Consider the following 18,754-nt stretch of genomic DNA (forward strand, 5'->3'; position numbering starts at 1 on the left):
TCCCCCTAACTGTTTTTACTGCAAACCTTTGTGCATTCTTTACAAGGCCCTGGCTTACAGCTATACTGATTTACTCCAAATAATTGTCCAGCAATGGACGCATATAATTCGCCTTGACGATCTTCGCCAGCCCTTTTGAGGTTAAGTATTGGCTTTCTGATGATCTTTTTTGCTAAACTACGCATAACGATCTCTATTAACTCTTTGTCCTTCTCGGAAGCCTGTTCGAGACGAGGCATCAGGCTTTTCACCTCTTCCTCAAGGATTTCTTCTCTATATTGAGCAAGGGCTTCTAATACAGGAAAAACAGGCAAACAATGGTACCAATTTTCAAATTTAATACACTCTTCAATAATAATCTCCCCTGCATGTTTGGCTGCCTCTACTCTAGATTCCATATTTTCCATGGAAACCCTTTTCAAATCATCCAATTCATATAGGGAAACATTCTGAATCTCTCCTATCTCAGGATCAACGTCCCGAGGTACCGCAATATCAATGATACATATTTTATTTTCTTGCCCTAAATATTTTTCAAAGGCTTCCTTTCTCAACACATAGTGGGGTGCACTGGTGGAAGTGATGATAATATCTACTTGGGAGATCATCTTATACCGATCATGAAAGTCGATGACACCTACCTCATTATAACGCTTTGATAAATCTACTGCATGGCCCTTGGTTCGATTGGTTACATAAATTTCTTTAACACCTTTATAGATCAGGTTTTCGATGGCAATCCTGCTCATCTTTCCTACACCGATCACCATTACCCGCTTATCCTTTAAATCGCCAAAAATCTGCTCTACAAACTTTACTGCAATGGAACTAATGGAAAGAGAGTTCTGTGAAATGGCCGTTGTTCTCTTGATTTTTTTCGCCGTTGTAATCGCTTCTCGATAGAGCTTGTTCAATATGGTGTCTGTACATCCCCAAGTCTTGGCATTACTATGGGCTTCCCTTACCTGCCCCAGTATCTGGTCCTCTCCTAGTATTAGAGAATCTAATCCAGCTGATAAGTGAAAGATATGTTTTACCGCATCATCAGAAACTTTGATAAAAAGATGCTCTGTCAAAGTTCCATCTGCCAACTCAAAAAATTGATGATAAAATTTGACCAATTCGTGAACGCCCTTTTCCACATCCGCCGCCACTGCTGTGATTTCACTGCGATTACAGGTAGAAAGAATGACTGCCTCTTTTATGAAATGATTTTCTTTGAATATCCCATAGGCCTTTTCCAGACTACTCTTTGTAAATGCCACTTTTTCCCGTATTTCTATGGGTGATTGCTTATAGTTTATTCCTACTACAATGATTTCCATATTCAAATTCACCTTCTCTCATCAATGCAATCGTGATACCATCATAAGCAGTTTTTCTTTGAAGCCAAGTACCATTTTTACAACTGAGCATAGCTGCAGGTTCACATACAGCGCCTACACCAATCGCTTTTTTCACGAACTCCGAACGATCAAATTCTTTTTCCACAGCACTAATATTTTCACTACTGATGATGACCAGCGGAACATTTAAAGTTTTCGCTGCGTCAATCATTCCTGGTTCATCCTGTTTGACATCTATCGTGGCCATATGTTTTATAGCTATAGGATCAATATTTAAATTCTTCAATGTAGCATGGATCGCCTTTAGGATTTCATCTTTAGACTTCCCCTTTCTACATCCTATACCTAAGACTATGTTCTTAGGTCTTAAAATTACCTGGTCCTTATCTGGATCTTTCTTCACTTGTCTCTCGGTTATATATATCATCCCTTTGTATTTTTCGTTTTCAAATTCATTTTCATCTAGGATATCTATATTTTCAGGCAGATGAAAAAATATTGGAATATCTGATCGAATGCCCACCAGTTCGCCATTCACGATATGGGCTGTAACCCTTGTGGCATCGCTATAATCTTCAATAGCACAGTGCAAAGTCATAGCTAAGGTATCTACGGCAATGGATTGATTGACGTCTGATGCCGTCGTAATCACAGGGTTCGCCCCCAACAATTCAGAGATGGCAAAGGCATATTCATTGGCACCACCAAGATGACCTGAAAGAAGACTAATAACATTTTTTCCCTTTTCATCCAAAACAATTACAGCAGGATCTATTTTTTTGTCTTGAATATAAGGAGCGATGGCTCTCACCACAATCCCTGTTGCCATAATAAAGATCAAACATTCATATTGATTGAAAATTTCTCCTACAAAGGCAGTTATATTCTTTTCTATTTTTTGAATGCCAGGACCTTTCACATCGAATTTTCCATTCACATACAAGGTACTGTCATTTAACATTTGCTGCAACCGCTTCCCCAAGTCGAATCCGCCCCGAGTCAGTGTAATGATTGCTTTACTCATTCTTCGCACTCCTAAATTCATGGCTGAAATCCTTGTCATAAAGCTTTGATTTTTCATAGTTATTTCCAAGAAAATCTCCTACCATGATTTGAGCAGTTTTATTAATTCCAGCTTCCCTTACTTTGTCTCCAATATCCGCTAAGGTACCGATTACAATTTTCTGATCTTCCCATGTGGCTTTTTGAACAACAGCGATAGGTGTTGTCACGGGATAATGAACAGCTAGTTTTTTTACGACCTCATCAATCATATGCACAGATAGGAAAATGCACATAGAAGCGCGGTGCTGCGCCAATTTCTCAAGATTCTCCTTTTCTGGTACATCAGTTCTCCCTTCCATCCTTGTAAGAATAACGGTTTGGGTTATTCCTGGCAGGGTGAACTCTTTTTTAATGGCAGCAGCAGAACCTACAAAAGAACTTACCCCTGGAATCACCTCATAGGAAATTCCCTTTTCATCCAATATATCCATCTGCTCTCGGATCGCACCATAAATACTTGGGTCTCCTGTATGAACCCTAGCTATAAGCTTTCCTTGTCTTACGCCCCTCTCCATCACTTCAATCACTTCCTCTAATGTCATGGAAGCACTGTTATGGACTTCAGCATCTACTCTTCTGCAATCAATAATTGCTTTATTCACCAAGGAACCTGCATAGATAATGACGTCCGCCTCTTTTACAATTCTTTGTCCCTTTACCGTGATTAATTCTGGATCTCCAGGTCCTGCACCAATAAAATATACCATTATTTCTGCCTCCTTTTTTTTGCAATCAGCATGGATAGATAATCAATTTTCTCTCCTAGCAGGCTCTTAACATCGTAGGAAATCTTTTCGTCTTCATGACCACATTTGCTAATCAAAACTGTATTCTCTAAAAGCTGATGCTCTTCCAGCTTTTGAACTGTCTTCTCAAATCCTCTGGAAGGCTTCATCAGAATCACATTGTCTGCAAAATGAAGGATATCATCAATCTGTTCACACTGGTACGCCGCAGGAACAATGGCAATGGTTTCATTCCCTTCTGAAAGAGGAATCCCTAATCGACTAGCCGCTGCACAAAAGGATGTGATGCCAGGAACAGTTTCCACCGCAATCCCTTTGTCTCTGATGAGACGCATCACATATATATAAGTGCTGTACACCATGGGATCTCCTAATGTAATAAAGGCCACATTCTTTCCCTCAAACAAAAATGTAAGGATCTCTTCCATATTTCGATTCCAACTAGCATCTAACTCTTTACTGTCATAGGTCATAGGAAAAACTTGAAAAACAACTTTACGCTGATCCTGCACATGCCCTTTGATGATGTCATAAGCAACACTACCTTTATCCTTGATAGTTTCAGGTGCAATGATAATATCTACCTGATTCAATATATGTATAGCCTTTAGAGTAACCAATTCTGGATCTCCAGGACCTACACCAAGGCCATAAAATCTACCATTCATTTTAATTCCTCCACTTATGTTCATTTACAATCTCTTTTCTGCAGAAATAATATAGATGGGGTTCAGAGCTTCCATCAGGGTATATCGTCCGGCTTTCCGACCCTTGGCAACACTTACTGAAACCACATCGATATCTACAAATCCAGTACCTTCTAAAAACTGTATAGACTCATACAAGGTTTCGACGGTAATACTATTTACCACTACCCGACCGCCTGACGTCAGTCTTTCGTAACAGAGTCGAACAATCTCTTCCAGTTCTCCGCCACTACCGCCTATGACAACACGATCAAAAACAGAAATGCCCTTCAATTTTTCTGCAGCATTTCCATGAAGAATTTCCATCTCAACTTGTAATTGGTTACAGTTTTCTTGAATCAATCGAATGCCTTCTTCATTTCTTTCAATGGCGATGACCTTGCCCTTGGAGCAGATATGTGCAGCTTCAATAGCAATAGATCCCGTACCAGCACCTACATCCACTACGATGTGGTCATCCTGTAGACGCAATTTTGAAATCGTAACAGCTCTCACTTCTTCCTTTGTCATAGGCACTTTTCCTCTAACAAATACATCGTCAGGAATTCCAGGTGTTTTATACTTCCATTTATTTATCATTCATAATCACCACCACAGCCATATCAAATTTTGGTATATCTACTATCTCTTCCGGCTTTCCCATGATAATTCGCTCATTCTCGTAGGATAAGTTTTCACCGACAATCATTCGTTTGTTTCCAATCTTATGCTGCAGTAGTTCCTTTGCAATCTGCTGTGGTGAATACTTATGATCCGTTAGAAAGATCGCCTTTTCATATTGTTGTATGATTTCGATAAAGTCACAGGTTCTTCCATGGAGGCTACCTACATAGGCGGTTTGCCATGGTTCTCCAATTTGGGCCATTAGGTATTGAAAGGAGCTGATGCCAGGAATTACTTCCAGTTCCGAAGTTTTTATATGCTTTTTTATATAATCCAGCATGCTGTAAAATCCAGTATCCCCCGATAGAAGAAACGCAATTTTCTTATTGCTTCGATTTTTTTCTACATAATCCATGATGCCTGCCAGATCTGATTGGATGTAAAGGATTTCTTTTCCAAGGTCCTCATAGTATTGCAGATTTCGCTTCCCACCGATTAGCACATCACAACCCTCGATAATGCGAGTGGTGATGGGTAGAATATATTCTTTATTGCCAGGACCCATCCCTAGTACATAGATCTTATTCATCCTTGAACTCCTCCACCAATCTTTTTGCATTGTTCCCTAGCCCAATGACCTTTTTATCCATAGAAAACATAATGACGCCAATTTCCAGTTGTTTAAATACATGCTGTTCTGCTTTCTGCTCTGCTTTATTACATAACAGATCATAAACAGCGTTATAACCTTCCCGGTCTATGATTTCCATGGCAGCCTCTGTGGTTACACATTGGAATAATTCTTCAATAACTTGCTGTTTTGTTCCCAAAAGGGCTAAATTTGCTGCTAGAATTTCAATGCGTCCATCGGCTACCTTGCTGTGGGTATGAAATATGCCGCCAGCCAACTTAACAAATTTTCCCAAGTGTCCAATCATCAACACCTGTTTGATGCCATGTTCTACACACTTTTCCAGCATGAATCCTACAAAATTGCTGGTTTTGATAATCATATCTTTATGTAAGCCATAGTGATCTACGGCAATATCTCTCCCGTAGTTACCAGGAACCAATATTAAGCGTTCTTTTCCTGCCTCTGCTGCAACACTTATTTCCAAGGCAAGGGAATCCTTGAAAGCTTCTTCTGACATAGGCTCCACGATTCCAGAGGTACCAAGAATCGATATGCCACCAACAATGCCAAGTCTTGGGTTAAAGGTTTTTTTTGCGATTTCCTCCCCTTGGGGTACAGAAATAGTAATCACCGCACCTTTTCCTTCCGGTAATACCTCTAAAACTTCCTTATATATCATCTTTCTTGGTATTGGGTTAATCGCTGGCTGACCAGGAGGAACCTGAAGCCCTGGCTTTGTCACCATGCCAACACCCTTTCCGCCCTTGATCTCAATCCCTGGTACTTCTAGTATCTCACAGGAAGCTTCTATAAGGATACCATCTGTATTATCCGGATCATCTCCACCATCCTTTTTCACTGCGCAAACAGCAGTACGATTGCCTAAAGACGGTTCCTCAATCTTAAGATCCAGGGTCCATCCCTTTGGTGTATCGATGGATACCTTTTCGATTTTCTTTCCTTCCAACGCCATCATGGCAGCTGCTTTGGCTGCCGCTGCTGCACATGATCCTGTGGTATAACCATATCTCATCTTTTTTCCGTCTTTTACAATATATCGTTCCAACATAAGTAACCCTTCTTCCCCTACTCCATCATATACAAAATCGCATTGATGATGGCAGCAGCTACGGTGCTTCCACCTTTTCTACCCCTTGTCAATATATAAGGTACATCTAAAGCTTCCAGGGCCTCCTTCGATTCTGTCGCACCTACAAAACCTACGGGTACCCCCACCACAAGGGCAGGCTTCACGGCTCCTTCCTCGATAAAACGCTTCAATTCAAATAGGGCAGTAGGTGCGTTTCCTATGACAAAAATCTGGTTCTTCTCGTCAGCTATTGCCTTTTCCATAGAAACCATCGCCCTGGTAATTCCTTTTTCTTTTGCTCGCAGTGCCACATCCTCATCAGATATGAAACAGTGGACATCTCCACCATACTTTTTCAATTTCATCTTATTAATGCCAGACTTAGCCATCTGGGTGTCCGTTACAATACTTACACCCTTTGCAATGGCATCTTTCGCCGATTGAATAGCGGTTGGCGAAATCACCGTAATATCAGCATACTGAAAATCAGCAGTGGTATGAATAATCCTTTTAATGATTCTACCGATTTCCTCTGGAAAAGTCTTATCCCCTAATTCTTCTGTTATAATTTCGAAGCTTCTTTCCTCAATCTCATGGGGCACCTTGATATATTCACTCATTACGCTCCGATAGCCTCCTTCGCCCTCTCCTCTATGATCATGGCAATGCGTTCATCGGCACCGATGTGATTTGCCATGGTAAATGTCACATGGGGGTATTTTTCTTGTAGTTCTACCAATTTTTCTGGAATATCAAACTTTACATGGTTTCCTTTAAATATAAACATAGGAACAATAATCACTTGCTCTGCTCCTTTTTCAATCAATGCTGCAATACCCTCTTCAAAGCTTGGCGTTGATATCTGCAACGATCCCATGCCTACCAGTTCAAAGGATGTCATTCCCTTTACCATTCCAACGATTTGCTCAAAAATTAAATCAGCCTCTGCTGCTTGACTTCCATGACCTAATACAAATAATGCCCTTTTCATATCTATTCATCCTCCTTATTCTTCTATGATGCGTACACCGCCTTGAATCATCTTTGTGCAATATGCTTTGTTATAATGTTCAAAAACATTTTTATTTCTTAAGGCCCCTTTCAATTGCTGGGCATCTACTTTATCTCTTTCCATAAGAATACCAACAACGGTACCACTATGAGCCACGTTTACTCCTAGACATCCATGTTGGATCGCTATCTCTATGATTTCTTCCAATCGATTTTTCGGCAAAATCCTCTGGTTTGCTAAAGAGCTTACGATGGCAGCTTTTCCCAACAGGGAGAGCTCTCGCTTCAGCGCACCCTCCTTAAAAATACGAAAGGCCTCCTCCACTTGAGGTTGTACCTCCATTCTTTCCTTGGAATAATCAGATTTTCTAAACACCTGCGTATCTAGAACATGATCCGATTCTAATATGAGCACATCTACCGCAGGGCTCCAATCAAAGGTTTCAATTCTTATCCCTTTTAAATGATCAAATAGGGTTAGTTCTTTGTAAATAGTACTATCCGTAGGCTCAATACCAACACAGATTTTAGCCAAAGCATCGCTATCAATTTTTTTTCCAATCAAAGCTGCTGTTGCAGCGGCTGTGGCAGCTATATCAGCCGTACTGCTGGCCATTCCCTTAGCAATCGGAATATTGGACTGAATCTCTATCATCAGAGAATCACCAATCTCCTGAGCTTCACCATAGTAGGCAAGGGTTCTATACATGGCTTCCGTAGCTTTTTTACGGCCCATATCTCTCTTTGGATTTTTCCTCTCTTCAATGACTACCTGGGAAAAAATATCTACAGGATAAGAGATAAGTTTTTCATTCGTTCCAATCATCCCTTGAAGTAGTTCTCCACAGGAAGCAGGACATTTCGCTTTAACCCTCATAAAATACCTCTCTTAATGCTCGTATCAACTTTTCATTGGCTTCTCTATCTTTTATGGCCACCCTGAAATAAGATTTATTTAAATTCTCATAATTACTGCAGCTACGAATCAGGATGTTTTTTTCTAAAAGTTTTTCTTGTAAAAATACATATTGGTCATCCAGCACTTTCAGAAGAATATAATTGGCCGCTGGTCTATACGCCTTGATCTGAGGAATACCTTGAAATCCTTCAAATAGGAATTCCCGCTCTGTATCAATCCATGCCTTGCTGCAGCATATATATTCCTGATCCTTTACTACAACCTCTCCAGCTAAGGCTGCAAAGCTATTGATAGTCCATGGTTCTTTCACACTCGCAATCTTTTGAAGCATATCCAGATTTCCTGAAATCCCATATCCTATTCTCAATCCCGGTAGCGCGAAAAATTTTGTAAGGGATCGGATGATATAAAGGTTCTTATAGCTCTCAATACGGGAAATCATGCTTTTTTCATCTGGGCAATCCAGAAACTCATTAAACGCTTCGTCGATCATCAAATTAATACGCTGCTCTCTACACCTATCTAAAATTTTGTCCATGATTTCATGATGGATCATTTGCCCTGTGGGATTATTAGGATTGCATAAGATCACCAAATCAATCTCTTCATGAAGCGCCTTTAGAAAGCCCTCATCCACGATAAAATCCAGTTCTTCCTTCAATCGATAATAATGAACCTCACATCCAACCTTTGCCAGAGCCCTTTCATATTCTAAAAAAGTTGGCGCAAGGATTAGTGCTTGTTTTGGCTTCAGCGCTGAAATCATGGAAAAAATAATTTCCGTTGCCCCATTTCCCACAGTAATATAGTTTGGATTGATCTGATGATATTTACCAATTGCTTGTATCAGTCTTTGATAGTATGGATCCGGATAGCTCTCGATCAAAGAAATATTTTCAATTAACGCCTTTCGGAAGCTAGTCGGTACACCCAGGGGATTGATATTCGCACTAAAATCTAATACCTCGCTTGGTTGAATCCCTAGTTTTTCTGCAACTTCATATATATTACCGCCATGCTTAGCTATTTTCATTGCTATTCACCCCCTATATTACAATCAATAAATATTTTATCATCATAAAACAAAACATACCAGTCAAGGAAGTAGCATACATAATTTCGATCGTCCGTTGAATATCTTCTTTCTCCAACTGTCGAATGGGCTCTCCAATCGTTGGCTTATATACCTTTTCTCCAAAATATGTGTTGGTACCTCCTATTTGAATACCTAATGCACCTGCGACTGCTGATTCTGGATATCCGCTATTTGGACTTTTATGGTTTCTACAATCTCTCTTCGTAATTCTATACCCATTCTTCCAATCATAACCTGTAAAAGCTGAGGCAATAATAATAAAGAATGCGGTAAGTCTTGCAGGAATGTAATTCACAAAATCATCAAGTCTAGCGCTGGCTCTTCCAAAGTTCAAATATTTCTCATTTTTGTACCCTACCATAGAATCCAAGGTATTGATGGCCTTATAAGCCATTCCTAAGGGTGCTCCACCAATACAAATATAAAACAACGGTGCGATAATGCCATCGGATATATTTTCAGCTACCGTCTCGATGGCTCCTCTGGCAATCTCTTGTTCATTTAAATCTTTCGTCTCTCGCCCCACGATATAGGAAAGATATTTTCTAGCCTCAGGTAAGTTCTCTTGTTGAAGCTGGGTATATACCTTTCTACTTTCTCGGTCAAGACTCTTTGTAGCCAATATTTGAAAAATCAAAAAGGTTTCTAAACCTAGTTTTAAATAGGGATGTACTTTTTCTGCTCCATACATGAGCAAGTAGGTTAACCCATAGGCAAGGAATACAATGATGATTGTTAGAAAAATTCCCCCGACTCGTTCTTGCTTCTCCCCTTTAAAAAACCTTCGCAGCATATTTTCAGTAGCTTTGATGCCGTTTCCAATAAACCGTATAGGATGAGGAAGCCAATAAGGATCCCCGAAGAGTAAATCCAACCCATATCCTATCACTATTTTGAGCATATTTCTTCCCCATTCAGTATTTGATATACCTTTTTCATATCTAGATTCGTCCTTATAACCTCGGCCAATTTGTCATATTCCTGTTCCTTAAATGCTTCAAAACTCTCAATACTGCTTTCAACTTGCTCTAATCCTTTTAGCCGACGAATATTGTTTAATATAGCTCTGGTAAAAGGAATATTGTCAAAAATTCCATGGATGTAGGTACCAATAACATTCCCTTCCATATTGGCCGCACCATCATCCAAAGCCACATCCTTGCCCAACATATGTCGGATCTGATTTAATCCACGACTTTCTGGGCCCAGCACGGTTTTTCCCATGTGAATTTCATAACCCTTAAGACTAGCCCCTTGGATACCTTCCAACAATCCGCCCAGTTGGGCTGTAACCACGGCCTCCACCTGTGTGGTTGTTTTCTCCATTTCAAATAAAGTATCTACATCCAACAGTCCCAAGCCATTGATTTCCTCGATGGAGCTCTCCGTGCCATAGGGATCTTTTATGGTTTTTCCAAGCATCTGATATCCACCACAAATACCTACAATCAGCTTTCCTTGTCTATGTAATCTCAATATTTGCTCTTCCAGACCGCTTTCTCTAATGTAAACAAGATCCTCTATGGTGTTCTTTGAGCCAGGAATGATCAGAATATCAGGATTGCCAATGGACTCTCCTCGCATGACATACCTAAGATTCACATCCTCTTGGGTTTCAAACACGTTAAAATCCGTAAAGTTCGAAACATGCGGAAGGTAAAGCACCGCTACCTCGATTTGTCCGCCTTGATATTTTTGATATCTGAAACGTTCTGCCAGACTATCTTCATCTTCAATCTGCACATGATAGTATGGAATCACACCTAAAACAGGAATTTTGATAATATCTTCAAGCATTTTAATCCCGGGTTTAAGGATCTCTACATCCCCTCTAAATTTATTGATAATGACCCCTTTTACCCTCTTTTTTTCTTCCTCTGTTAATAACAGCATGGTTCCTGCCAAAGAAGCAAATACACCGCCACGGTCAATATCTCCGATGAGGATTACCGGGGAATCTACCATCTCTGCCATACCCATATTTACAATATCATTTTCTCTTAGATTAATCTCCGCTGGGCTTCCTGCGCCTTCAATAACGACTACATCGTGCTCATATTCCAACTGTTGGAAGCTTTTTTTTACCAATTCTGCTAATTCCGGCTTGAATTCATGATATTCCACGGCAGACATATTTTTAAAGACCTTACCATTTAATATGACCTGGCACTTTTTATCAGTCGTTGGTTTTAATAATACGGGATTCATAGCTACCGTTGGTTCTATTTTACTAGCCTCTGCTTGCACCACTTGAGCCCTTCCCATTTCCAATCCTTCCGCTGTAATAAAGGAATTTAACGCCATGTTCTGAGACTTAAATGGTGCTACCTTATGTCCATCCTGATGGAATATTCTACAAAAACCGGCTGTTAACAGACTCTTTCCTACAGAGGATCCTGTGCCTTGAAGCATTAATTTCTTCGTTTTCATCATTTATTCCTTCCCCCCATCCTTATATACCCTACAGTTTTCTATAAAATTTTTTGCTAGTCTCTGATTGCAATAAAAATGTATATGGGCATATGCTGCCAGAGCATTATACCGCTTTAATCCACATCGCCAGCGATCAATGATTTCTCCATTTCTGGTTTTTTCAAGCTGATAAACCTGATCGTCTTCCATATGATCCATGAGAATAGAACGATGAAATTCATGGGCTTTCGCTTGCTCCACCGATTTAGATAATACAGAGGGTTGATCAATAGTAATATCTACATATCCAAAACGCTGCAGCCGCCCCGTCATCTTTGCTTCTGTATGGAACACCCCAACCATTTCATGTCTCTCTCCCGCTACGCTGGTAATAGCATTTGTCAGATACATCAGCCCTCCACACTCAGCATAGGCAGGTATACCGCCCTCAATGCTTTCCTTGATCTGTTGCCGAATCTCCCTATTATCCTCTAGTTCTTGGGCAAATACCTCTGGGAACCCACCACCAAAATATAGTCCATGGAGTCCTTCTGGCAATTTTCGATCATGCAGCGGACTAAAGAAAATCAAATTTGCACCTAGGCTTTTCAATAACTCTAGATTGTCTTCGTAATAAAAATTAAAAGCTTTATCAGAAGCAACACCTAAGTTGATTCGATCCTCCACCCATATATCCTCTGACATGCAAGCATCTATTGGCACCGCCTGTTCGCTGATTTCTAACAAAGCATCTATGTCTACAGTTTTCTCTATCATGCTTCCGATCTCTTCCACTTTATCCTTTAAATCTTTCACCTCTACACTGGGAATGAGTCCAAGATGTCTGCTCTCCAGCTTAATGGCAGTGTTTTTTACCATATATCCTACACACTTGATTTTGGTATCTCTTTCAATGGCTTCCTTTAATATATGATAATGTTTTTCCCCAGAAACATTGTTGATGATTACACCAGCAATCTCCACATCGGAATCATACATCTTGTAACCTAGCACCTGGGCAGCAGCACTGGCTGCCATACCACTACCATTGATAATTAAGATCACAGGCGCTTTGATAATTTTAGATACATGGGCTGTGCTCCCCACATCTTTTCGACTACCACTACCATCGTATAGTCCCATAACCCCCTCAATCACAGAGATGTCTTTCTCCTGAGCATTTTTAACAAATAGACCCCTGACGGTTTCTTCTTCCAGCATCCAGCTATCAAGGTTTCTCGACTTGTTTCCTGTTACAAAGGTATGGAAGGCTGGATCTATATAGTCTGGCCCTACTTTAAAGGGCTGCACTTGAAAACCTCTTTTTCGAAGGGCAGACATGACCCCCGTGGATATGGTAGTCTTTCCCACGCCACTCTGGGTACCTGCCAAAACAAATCTAGGTAGCTTCATCTTGATCATTCCTTTTCCATATAAATTCGTAATCTGCCAGTGATGGCATCAGTCCTCATTGAATCCTAAATAAAAATGCCCTGACCATCTTTGGTCAGAGCATGAACACACGTATGTATATTCCTGTTTCCTTCCCTCCGAAGGCAATACAATGAATTCAAAGAGGCAGGTCTCCTGACTTGTGAATCGCTTTACTCTCGACGTCTTCCCTGTAATATACAAGTGACATACTATCGATTTCATCCTCACATACAGTAGCGGGGGCTGTGCCGGACTTTCACCGGACTTCCCTATTAAGTATCAACACCTATTTGATTTCCATATTAATTTATTTAATCGTATCAAATATTCATCAATAATTCAATAGCATTAGAGTGAAATATTTTGGCTTGTAGTGATAAATAATAGTGTTTCCATAGCATAATACTTTATCCGTTCAGCATTGTTAATACAGGATAGCCATCTACAATCTCTATCTTAGTAATCCCGCAATTTTCGACCTTATATTTCCAATAATCCTCAATTCCCCTTCCAATCAGGTGGGACAGAATCCCACGGATGCATCCCCCATGGGAAACCAACAATATTCTTCCTTTTGGATGATCCTCTATCAATTTCTCGATGCCCCTTATGACACGCTCATACATTTGACGAAGACTCTCTCCTTCAGGAACAGGATAGTTCAACCATTCCTTTTCCCATGCATTCAATTCATCAGGAAATTGGTTGATAATCTCTTCATAGGATAACCCTTCCCATAGGCCAAAGTTCATCTCTCGAAAACTGTCTATGTTTTTTATTTCTATATGATGATGCTTATTGATAATTTCCGCAGTTTTTCTAGTCCTGAGCAAATCACTGGTAATCATAACATCCAGTGACACTTCCTTCATCTTCTCAGCACTTTCCTCTGCTTGATGTATTCCTTTATCTGTTAGAGGTATATCCAACCATCCACAGTAAACCCCTCGACAATTGGATATGGTTTCTCCATGCCTAACCAAATACAGCTCCAGCATAAGCATCTATCCCTTCATCAAAAATCCTAAGATTAAAAAATAAAAGAGGTAAAAAAGCTCAGAAAGCTCACTCAAGGCACCCAAAGTATCACCCGTCATGCCATCGATTTTTCCTGTAATGTGTTTTATGTATAACAGGCTGAAAATATAACTTAAAAGAATATATGGGAAGGACCATGGATGGATCAAGGAAATTACACCTGTAAAAAATAAGGCGATTCCTAAATGAAGATTCGTTACCTTTCCAATATATAGATTTCCCATACCATTACTGCGGGCGTACACAGAGAATTTAGACCCATAGATGAGACATAGTTTTGAAAATACTGGCATGAGAAGAAGTACGCCATAAACCATATCCTCTGCAAGACTATCAATTAATGCTATTTTTAAGACCAAGGTCATCATGATGGCCAAGGCTGCATTGGTTCCAAGTCGACTATCCTTCATGATTTCCAAAATTCGATCCTTAGGACGGTTGCTATATACCCCATCGAAGGTATCCCCCAGTCCATCTAGATGAAGACCTCCTGTAATAAACACTTCTATGACTACTGCCATGACAGCCGCTAGGAAGCTCCCTCCCAACTGGTAACCGATATAGTGAAAGGATACGATAAACATCCCAATCAGGAGCCCTACCACTGGAAAATATATAATACCATGCAAAAAATCATCCTCGTCTACTTTTAGATTGGTTGGAATCGGTACCCGAGTTAAAAACTGTATCATCAGAATCAATCGCTTCATTAGTGTTCAATTCCTTCCCTGGCTCCGATTCCCTTCTGGAAGGGATGCTTTATCATTTTCATTTCAGATACATAATCCGCCAGCTCAACAATTTCTTGAGGCACATTTCTGCCTGTCAAGATCAGTTCCATGTGCTTGGGCTTGCCCTCAATCAAATTGCAGACCTGTTGAACTGTAAGAAGCTTATTGGAGAGTACACCCATAATTTCATCCAGTATCAACAGGTCACAGCTTTCCTTTTGGATAACTTCCTCCACAAAGGCGAATGCCTTATCAATATTTCTCTTTACTTCCTTTTTCTCTTCATCATTCAGTGTCCAAAAAAACTTTTTCGCTGTGTCGAATCGAAATATCTGAAAATCTGGTTTCAGCTTTTCTGCGCTGTGCAATTCCCCGGAATCGCCTCCCTTGAGAAACTGAACCATAAATACCCTGTATCCACAACCAACAGTTCTTAGAGCCTGTCCCAAGGCTGCTGTGGTCTTGCCCTTTCCATCACCAGTATATATGTGTACCAAACCTTGAGATAATTGTTTTGCTGCCATCTTACCGCCTCCTACTTTATTTTCATGGGGATTCCTGACACTGTAAAATAGACGTCATCTGCCTCAGCTGCGATGATCTGATTTATCCTCCCTGCAATGTCACCGAAAATTCTCGACAATCTGTTTTCTGGAACAATTCCCATCCCCACCTCATTGGTCACAATAATACTCCACATGTTGTATTCACGAATGCTTTTTAGCAAAGAAAAAACTTGCTCTTTGATTCCAGCTTCAATGATATCAATCTGTTCATGATTTATTCTATCCCAATCAATGGTCAAGTCTTCAAACATCAAATTCGTCACCATAATCGTCACACAATCCAACAGTACAGTACCATGATCAGCTGATATATCTTTCACAACATGATGAAGATCTTTAAAGCCTTCATAGGTTGTCCATTCTTGTGGTCTACTTTCCCTGTGCTTCTTGATGCGATCCCGCATACCATCATCAAAAGGAGTAGCTGTAGCTAAATAAGCCACTGGCATATCAGAAGTCTTTGCCAGCTCCTCTGCAAAATTACTTTTTCCACTTCGGGCACCACCCGTAACGAGCGTTATTTTTCCCCTCATCCTATCACTCCTACAAACAAATTTGACTGCGTAAATTTGTTTTCGCTAGAAAATCATGAGGCTATGATTCCCTAGATATAACAAAGCCTGTCTATTGACAGGCATTTTAATCATTCCTTTCTTATCATATCATCCATGATATGTTACGTCAACGAATCCATCAGTTGATCTGAATACGATAACGATGTTTGGTCAATACCTCTTTTCCCAAGGCTCTTTTTATATTTCCATCACGATCTTTTACAATAATGTCCAACGTACTATCCTTTTGAGGCAAGAAATTCAACACCAATTCCTGGTGTCTGCAGTTGGTGATGAGCATCCAAGTAAGCCTTTCTCCGTATTTTTGAACATCAAGATTTTCTATATTGTTTACTCCTTTATCATAGAGAATTTCTTGCCCATTTTCACCAAAACCTTGTAACTGTAAATCACCCATGCCATCTATAAGAATGCTGATATGATTTTCTATGGGTTCATATCTGCTTCGCATCATGTATCCATCGTCAATCCCCAGCTTTTTTCGGATAATAAAGAGGCTTCTTTCCAGCAATTCTTCATGCTTCCCATTGATAATATATCGATCTCCTTCTATGGCCATCACACTCTTCACCATGACAGTACCGTCCCCTTCCAGTGACTTTGATACATCGATCACCCTGCCATCAATCCATCTTTGCCCATCGTGTTCCCTTCTAGGGTCAATCTGAAGCAGCTGATTTGTTTCAATACCTTTTCCAGCAATCAATGTTACCTTTACGTTCTTAGGCATTGTCTTTCGATAAATATAATTAATATAGTCTAGAAAGTTATTTTTATAGTGCATTTGATCATAGGAGATGAATTTCATATTTCTGCTTTTATCTAGATAATAAAGATAGTTCCCATATTGCATGCTTGGCAATAGGTCTTGCGCGCCTTTTAATAGGTTATGTATTGTATCCAAATCATTTTTTTCTCCATAATACTTCTCAATGATCCACAAATATCCTTCTAATAATGTTCTAAAAATATTGGATTTCATGCCACGGTTATAGGGAAGCTTTCCACCAGCATAAAAGAAATAGGCATTGACCGCCCCTGCATTTGGGGTACCAATGCTGATTAAATTATCCACATCTCCTTGATAATTATTCCCCTGTACATAGGTTCTTGAAACCAATCCCCCCATACTATGACAAATGATATCTACCTTTCGACTGCGGCTTTTCGATTTCGCCAAGGCGATAGTCTTTATCAAGTATTCATCAGCACAGTGTATACAATCCTGCCTCCAGTCATAAAAGGCGATAAACAGATTCTCATCCCTCGTATATCCAAGCTGCTCTAATTTTTCCACGAAAGGTTCATATATAGAGGCAGACATTCCAAAGCTCCAATCTCCTGTTCCTGGAATGATTGTATTCCCCATGGATCCATAAAGACCAGGGACAAAAATCAGAGGATTTCTTTTCTGATTTTGAAGCTTGCTCTTGATCACTTCCATAAGACCGACTGTGGTTAATACTGGATGCACAGACATTCCTCCTTTAGCAATACGTTTAAAAAATGAAAGAAAAAAAGCTGCTACTTTTTTGTAGCAACTCTTCCTTCGTTAATGTGTATGCCTTCTAATTGTAGAAGCTTCATTTTCATATCAAGGCCACCACCATAGCCCACCAGATCGCCACCGTGACCAATGATTCTATGACAAGGGATGATAATAGGAATTGGATTACGATTGTTCGCCATTCCCACAGCACGAAAACCCTTAGGTGATCCTATCAATAGCGCAATATCCTTATAGCTAGCAACTTCTCCATAAGGTATTGTGCGCAATCCATTCCAAACTAGCTTCTGAAAGGGAGTCCCTATCAGATGCAGCTTGAGATCAAATTCCTTCAATTGACCCTTTCCATAGAGAGAAAGCTGTCGAATCACTTCTAGATTCATTTCGTTGTTTTCCTGAACTTCTACGAAATTCCTTTTCATCCAATCGAAAAAGCTTTCCACTCTTTCACTTTCTAGTTTTAACCTACATACACCTAGGTCACTGGAAGCAATAAACATTTCACCAAGATTACTCATGAATTTTGTATAGTATACCTTTTCCATGCTCTATCCCACCTGATCTTGATTTCTTTTGTTTTTAAAAGCGTCTTTCGCCAATTTCCATTGCTCTCTGGTCATGGTATCAATTTTTTTCTTCCCTCTGATTGCTGGATTGCTAATCGCTTTTCCAAACCATTCAATGGCTTCTTCATAATTTCCAATCATTCTATGGAGTTCTCCAATTAAATACATAAGAGATACTTCATCTAAATTCCCTATAGGTAGAGGTTCATTGGCAAATGCTTGTTCAAAACAGCCTACCGCATGGGTTAAAAATTCAAATTCCTTTTCGTGGTGGAGATAACGATATAGCCATGCAATTCTTAGACAAATATTAGCCAACGTGCCTTTTTTATTTGCTAGGATCTGACTGCATAGAAGGGCTAGTTTATAGGTTTCAATGGCCTCTATAACCGTTCTTTCCTCCCCAAAACTTCTCTGAACCCAACGTCTCGAGATACTTTCTTCAATCTTTTTTTTACCTGTAGCATTTATCTCTCCAAAATTACTCTCTAAAGCAGCGTACCCGCACATAGGACATACGCATACATTGTAAAGGATTGGATTTTCACCAATATAATGGGTACAGAAGTCTGTATCTCTTTTCTCGACCCTTGTAGCAGAGGTCCGTACCTTCTTCGTGTGAAAAATATTTTTGCATACTGGACAAGTTATCTCTTTGTCATATAGTGCATTGATCATTTTCGTCACCTCATTACTGCTTTTTCTTGT

21 protein-coding genes and 1 riboswitch are annotated in these 18,754 nt (G+C 39.9%); all 21 genes read right to left on the reverse strand.

Going from position 1 to position 18,754, the window contains the following annotated elements; genetic code table 11:
• Nucleotides 1-5 precede the first annotated feature (5 nt).
• Nucleotides 6-1,325 (reverse strand): glutamyl-tRNA reductase, encoded by a 1,320-nt coding sequence (gene hemA, locus HNQ80_RS03320; RefSeq protein ID WP_184308180.1) that lies wholly within the window; start codon nucleotides 1,323-1,325, stop codon nucleotides 6-8.
• A complete protein-coding gene (gene cbiG / locus HNQ80_RS03325; protein ID WP_184308182.1) occupies nucleotides 1,294-2,370 on the reverse strand; it encodes a cobalt-precorrin 5A hydrolase in 1,077 nt (358 codons plus the stop codon). Before cbiG ends, hemA begins: the two co-directional genes overlap by 32 nt.
• A complete protein-coding gene (gene cobM / locus HNQ80_RS03330) occupies nucleotides 2,363-3,118 on the reverse strand; it encodes a precorrin-4 C(11)-methyltransferase (protein ID WP_184308184.1) in 756 nt (251 codons plus the stop codon). Before cobM ends, cbiG begins: the two co-directional genes overlap by 8 nt.
• A complete protein-coding gene (cobI, locus tag HNQ80_RS03335) occupies nucleotides 3,118-3,825 on the reverse strand; it encodes a precorrin-2 C(20)-methyltransferase (RefSeq protein ID WP_184308186.1) in 708 nt (235 codons plus the stop codon). Before cobI ends, cobM begins: the two co-directional genes overlap by 1 nt.
• Nucleotides 3,826-3,849: 24 nt before the next feature.
• Nucleotides 3,850-4,443: a precorrin-6Y C5,15-methyltransferase (decarboxylating) subunit CbiT gene (gene cbiT, locus HNQ80_RS03340; RefSeq protein ID WP_184308188.1), complete on the reverse strand. Its 594-nt coding sequence runs from the start codon at nucleotides 4,441-4,443 to the stop codon at nucleotides 3,850-3,852.
• Nucleotides 4,433-5,056, reverse strand: coding sequence for a precorrin-6y C5,15-methyltransferase (decarboxylating) subunit CbiE (gene cbiE, locus HNQ80_RS03345; RefSeq protein ID WP_184308190.1), 624 nt, complete (start codon nucleotides 5,054-5,056; stop codon nucleotides 4,433-4,435). The genes cbiT and cbiE overlap by 11 nt, the downstream gene beginning before the upstream one ends.
• Nucleotides 5,049-6,170 (reverse strand): cobalt-precorrin-5B (C(1))-methyltransferase CbiD, encoded by a 1,122-nt coding sequence (gene cbiD / locus HNQ80_RS03350; RefSeq protein WP_207726835.1) that lies wholly within the window; start codon nucleotides 6,168-6,170, stop codon nucleotides 5,049-5,051. The genes cbiE and cbiD overlap by 8 nt, the downstream gene beginning before the upstream one ends.
• Before the next feature lie 17 nt (nucleotides 6,171-6,187).
• Entirely contained in the window at nucleotides 6,188-6,811 is a 624-nt protein-coding gene (locus HNQ80_RS03355) for a precorrin-8X methylmutase (protein WP_184308192.1), read from the reverse strand.
• Nucleotides 6,811-7,182 carry a sirohydrochlorin chelatase gene (locus HNQ80_RS03360; RefSeq protein WP_184308194.1) on the reverse strand — a complete coding sequence of 124 codons (372 nt, stop codon included), beginning with the start codon at nucleotides 7,180-7,182 and terminating at the stop codon, nucleotides 6,811-6,813. Before HNQ80_RS03360 ends, HNQ80_RS03355 begins: the two co-directional genes overlap by 1 nt.
• Nucleotides 7,183-7,197: 15 nt before the next feature.
• Nucleotides 7,198-8,079 (reverse strand): GHMP family kinase ATP-binding protein, encoded by an 882-nt coding sequence (locus tag HNQ80_RS03365; RefSeq protein WP_184308196.1) that lies wholly within the window; start codon nucleotides 8,077-8,079, stop codon nucleotides 7,198-7,200.
• Nucleotides 8,069-9,154: a threonine-phosphate decarboxylase CobD gene (gene cobD / locus HNQ80_RS03370; protein WP_184308198.1), complete on the reverse strand. Its 1,086-nt coding sequence runs from the start codon at nucleotides 9,152-9,154 to the stop codon at nucleotides 8,069-8,071. Before cobD ends, HNQ80_RS03365 begins: the two co-directional genes overlap by 11 nt.
• A gap of 13 nt (nucleotides 9,155-9,167) precedes the next feature.
• Entirely contained in the window at nucleotides 9,168-10,118 is a 951-nt protein-coding gene (cbiB, locus tag HNQ80_RS03375; protein ID WP_184308200.1) for an adenosylcobinamide-phosphate synthase CbiB, read from the reverse strand.
• Nucleotides 10,106-11,650 carry a cobyric acid synthase gene (locus HNQ80_RS03380; RefSeq protein WP_279288950.1) on the reverse strand — a complete coding sequence of 515 codons (1,545 nt, stop codon included), beginning with the start codon at nucleotides 11,648-11,650 and terminating at the stop codon, nucleotides 10,106-10,108. Before HNQ80_RS03380 ends, cbiB begins: the two co-directional genes overlap by 13 nt.
• Entirely contained in the window at nucleotides 11,651-13,042 is a 1,392-nt protein-coding gene (locus HNQ80_RS03385) for a cobyrinate a,c-diamide synthase (protein WP_184308202.1), read from the reverse strand.
• A gap of 147 nt (nucleotides 13,043-13,189) precedes the next feature.
• Nucleotides 13,190-13,368: riboswitch (cobalamin riboswitch) on the reverse strand.
• 102 nt (nucleotides 13,369-13,470) lie between these two features.
• On the reverse strand, nucleotides 13,471-14,061 hold the full coding sequence (cobC, locus tag HNQ80_RS03390) for an alpha-ribazole phosphatase (protein ID WP_184308204.1): 591 nt from the start codon (nucleotides 14,059-14,061) through the stop codon (nucleotides 13,471-13,473).
• Nucleotides 14,062-14,067: 6 nt separating this feature from the next.
• Complete coding sequence (cobS, locus tag HNQ80_RS03395; protein WP_184308206.1) at nucleotides 14,068-14,811, reverse strand: adenosylcobinamide-GDP ribazoletransferase; 744 nt, start codon at nucleotides 14,809-14,811, stop codon at nucleotides 14,068-14,070.
• A complete protein-coding gene (locus HNQ80_RS03400; protein WP_184308208.1) occupies nucleotides 14,811-15,356 on the reverse strand; it encodes a cob(I)yrinic acid a,c-diamide adenosyltransferase in 546 nt (181 codons plus the stop codon). The genes cobS and HNQ80_RS03400 overlap by 1 nt, the downstream gene beginning before the upstream one ends.
• A gap of 11 nt (nucleotides 15,357-15,367) precedes the next feature.
• Nucleotides 15,368-15,931 (reverse strand): bifunctional adenosylcobinamide kinase/adenosylcobinamide-phosphate guanylyltransferase, encoded by a 564-nt coding sequence (gene cobU / locus HNQ80_RS03405; RefSeq protein WP_184308210.1) that lies wholly within the window; start codon nucleotides 15,929-15,931, stop codon nucleotides 15,368-15,370.
• A 160-nt stretch (nucleotides 15,932-16,091) separates the two neighbouring features.
• A complete protein-coding gene (locus HNQ80_RS03410) occupies nucleotides 16,092-17,447 on the reverse strand; it encodes an esterase/lipase family protein (RefSeq protein ID WP_184308212.1) in 1,356 nt (451 codons plus the stop codon).
• 50 nt (nucleotides 17,448-17,497) lie between these two features.
• Nucleotides 17,498-18,025: a methylated-DNA--[protein]-cysteine S-methyltransferase gene (locus tag HNQ80_RS03415; RefSeq protein WP_184308214.1), complete on the reverse strand. Its 528-nt coding sequence runs from the start codon at nucleotides 18,023-18,025 to the stop codon at nucleotides 17,498-17,500.
• Between the two features lie 3 nt (nucleotides 18,026-18,028).
• A complete protein-coding gene (locus HNQ80_RS03420) occupies nucleotides 18,029-18,724 on the reverse strand; it encodes a DUF2225 domain-containing protein (protein ID WP_184308216.1) in 696 nt (231 codons plus the stop codon).
• Between the last annotated feature and the right edge of the window lie 30 nt (nucleotides 18,725-18,754).

The sequence above is a fragment of the Anaerosolibacter carboniphilus genome, assembly GCF_014205875.1.
Taxonomy (GTDB): domain Bacteria; phylum Bacillota; class Clostridia; order Peptostreptococcales; family Thermotaleaceae; genus Anaerosolibacter; species Anaerosolibacter carboniphilus.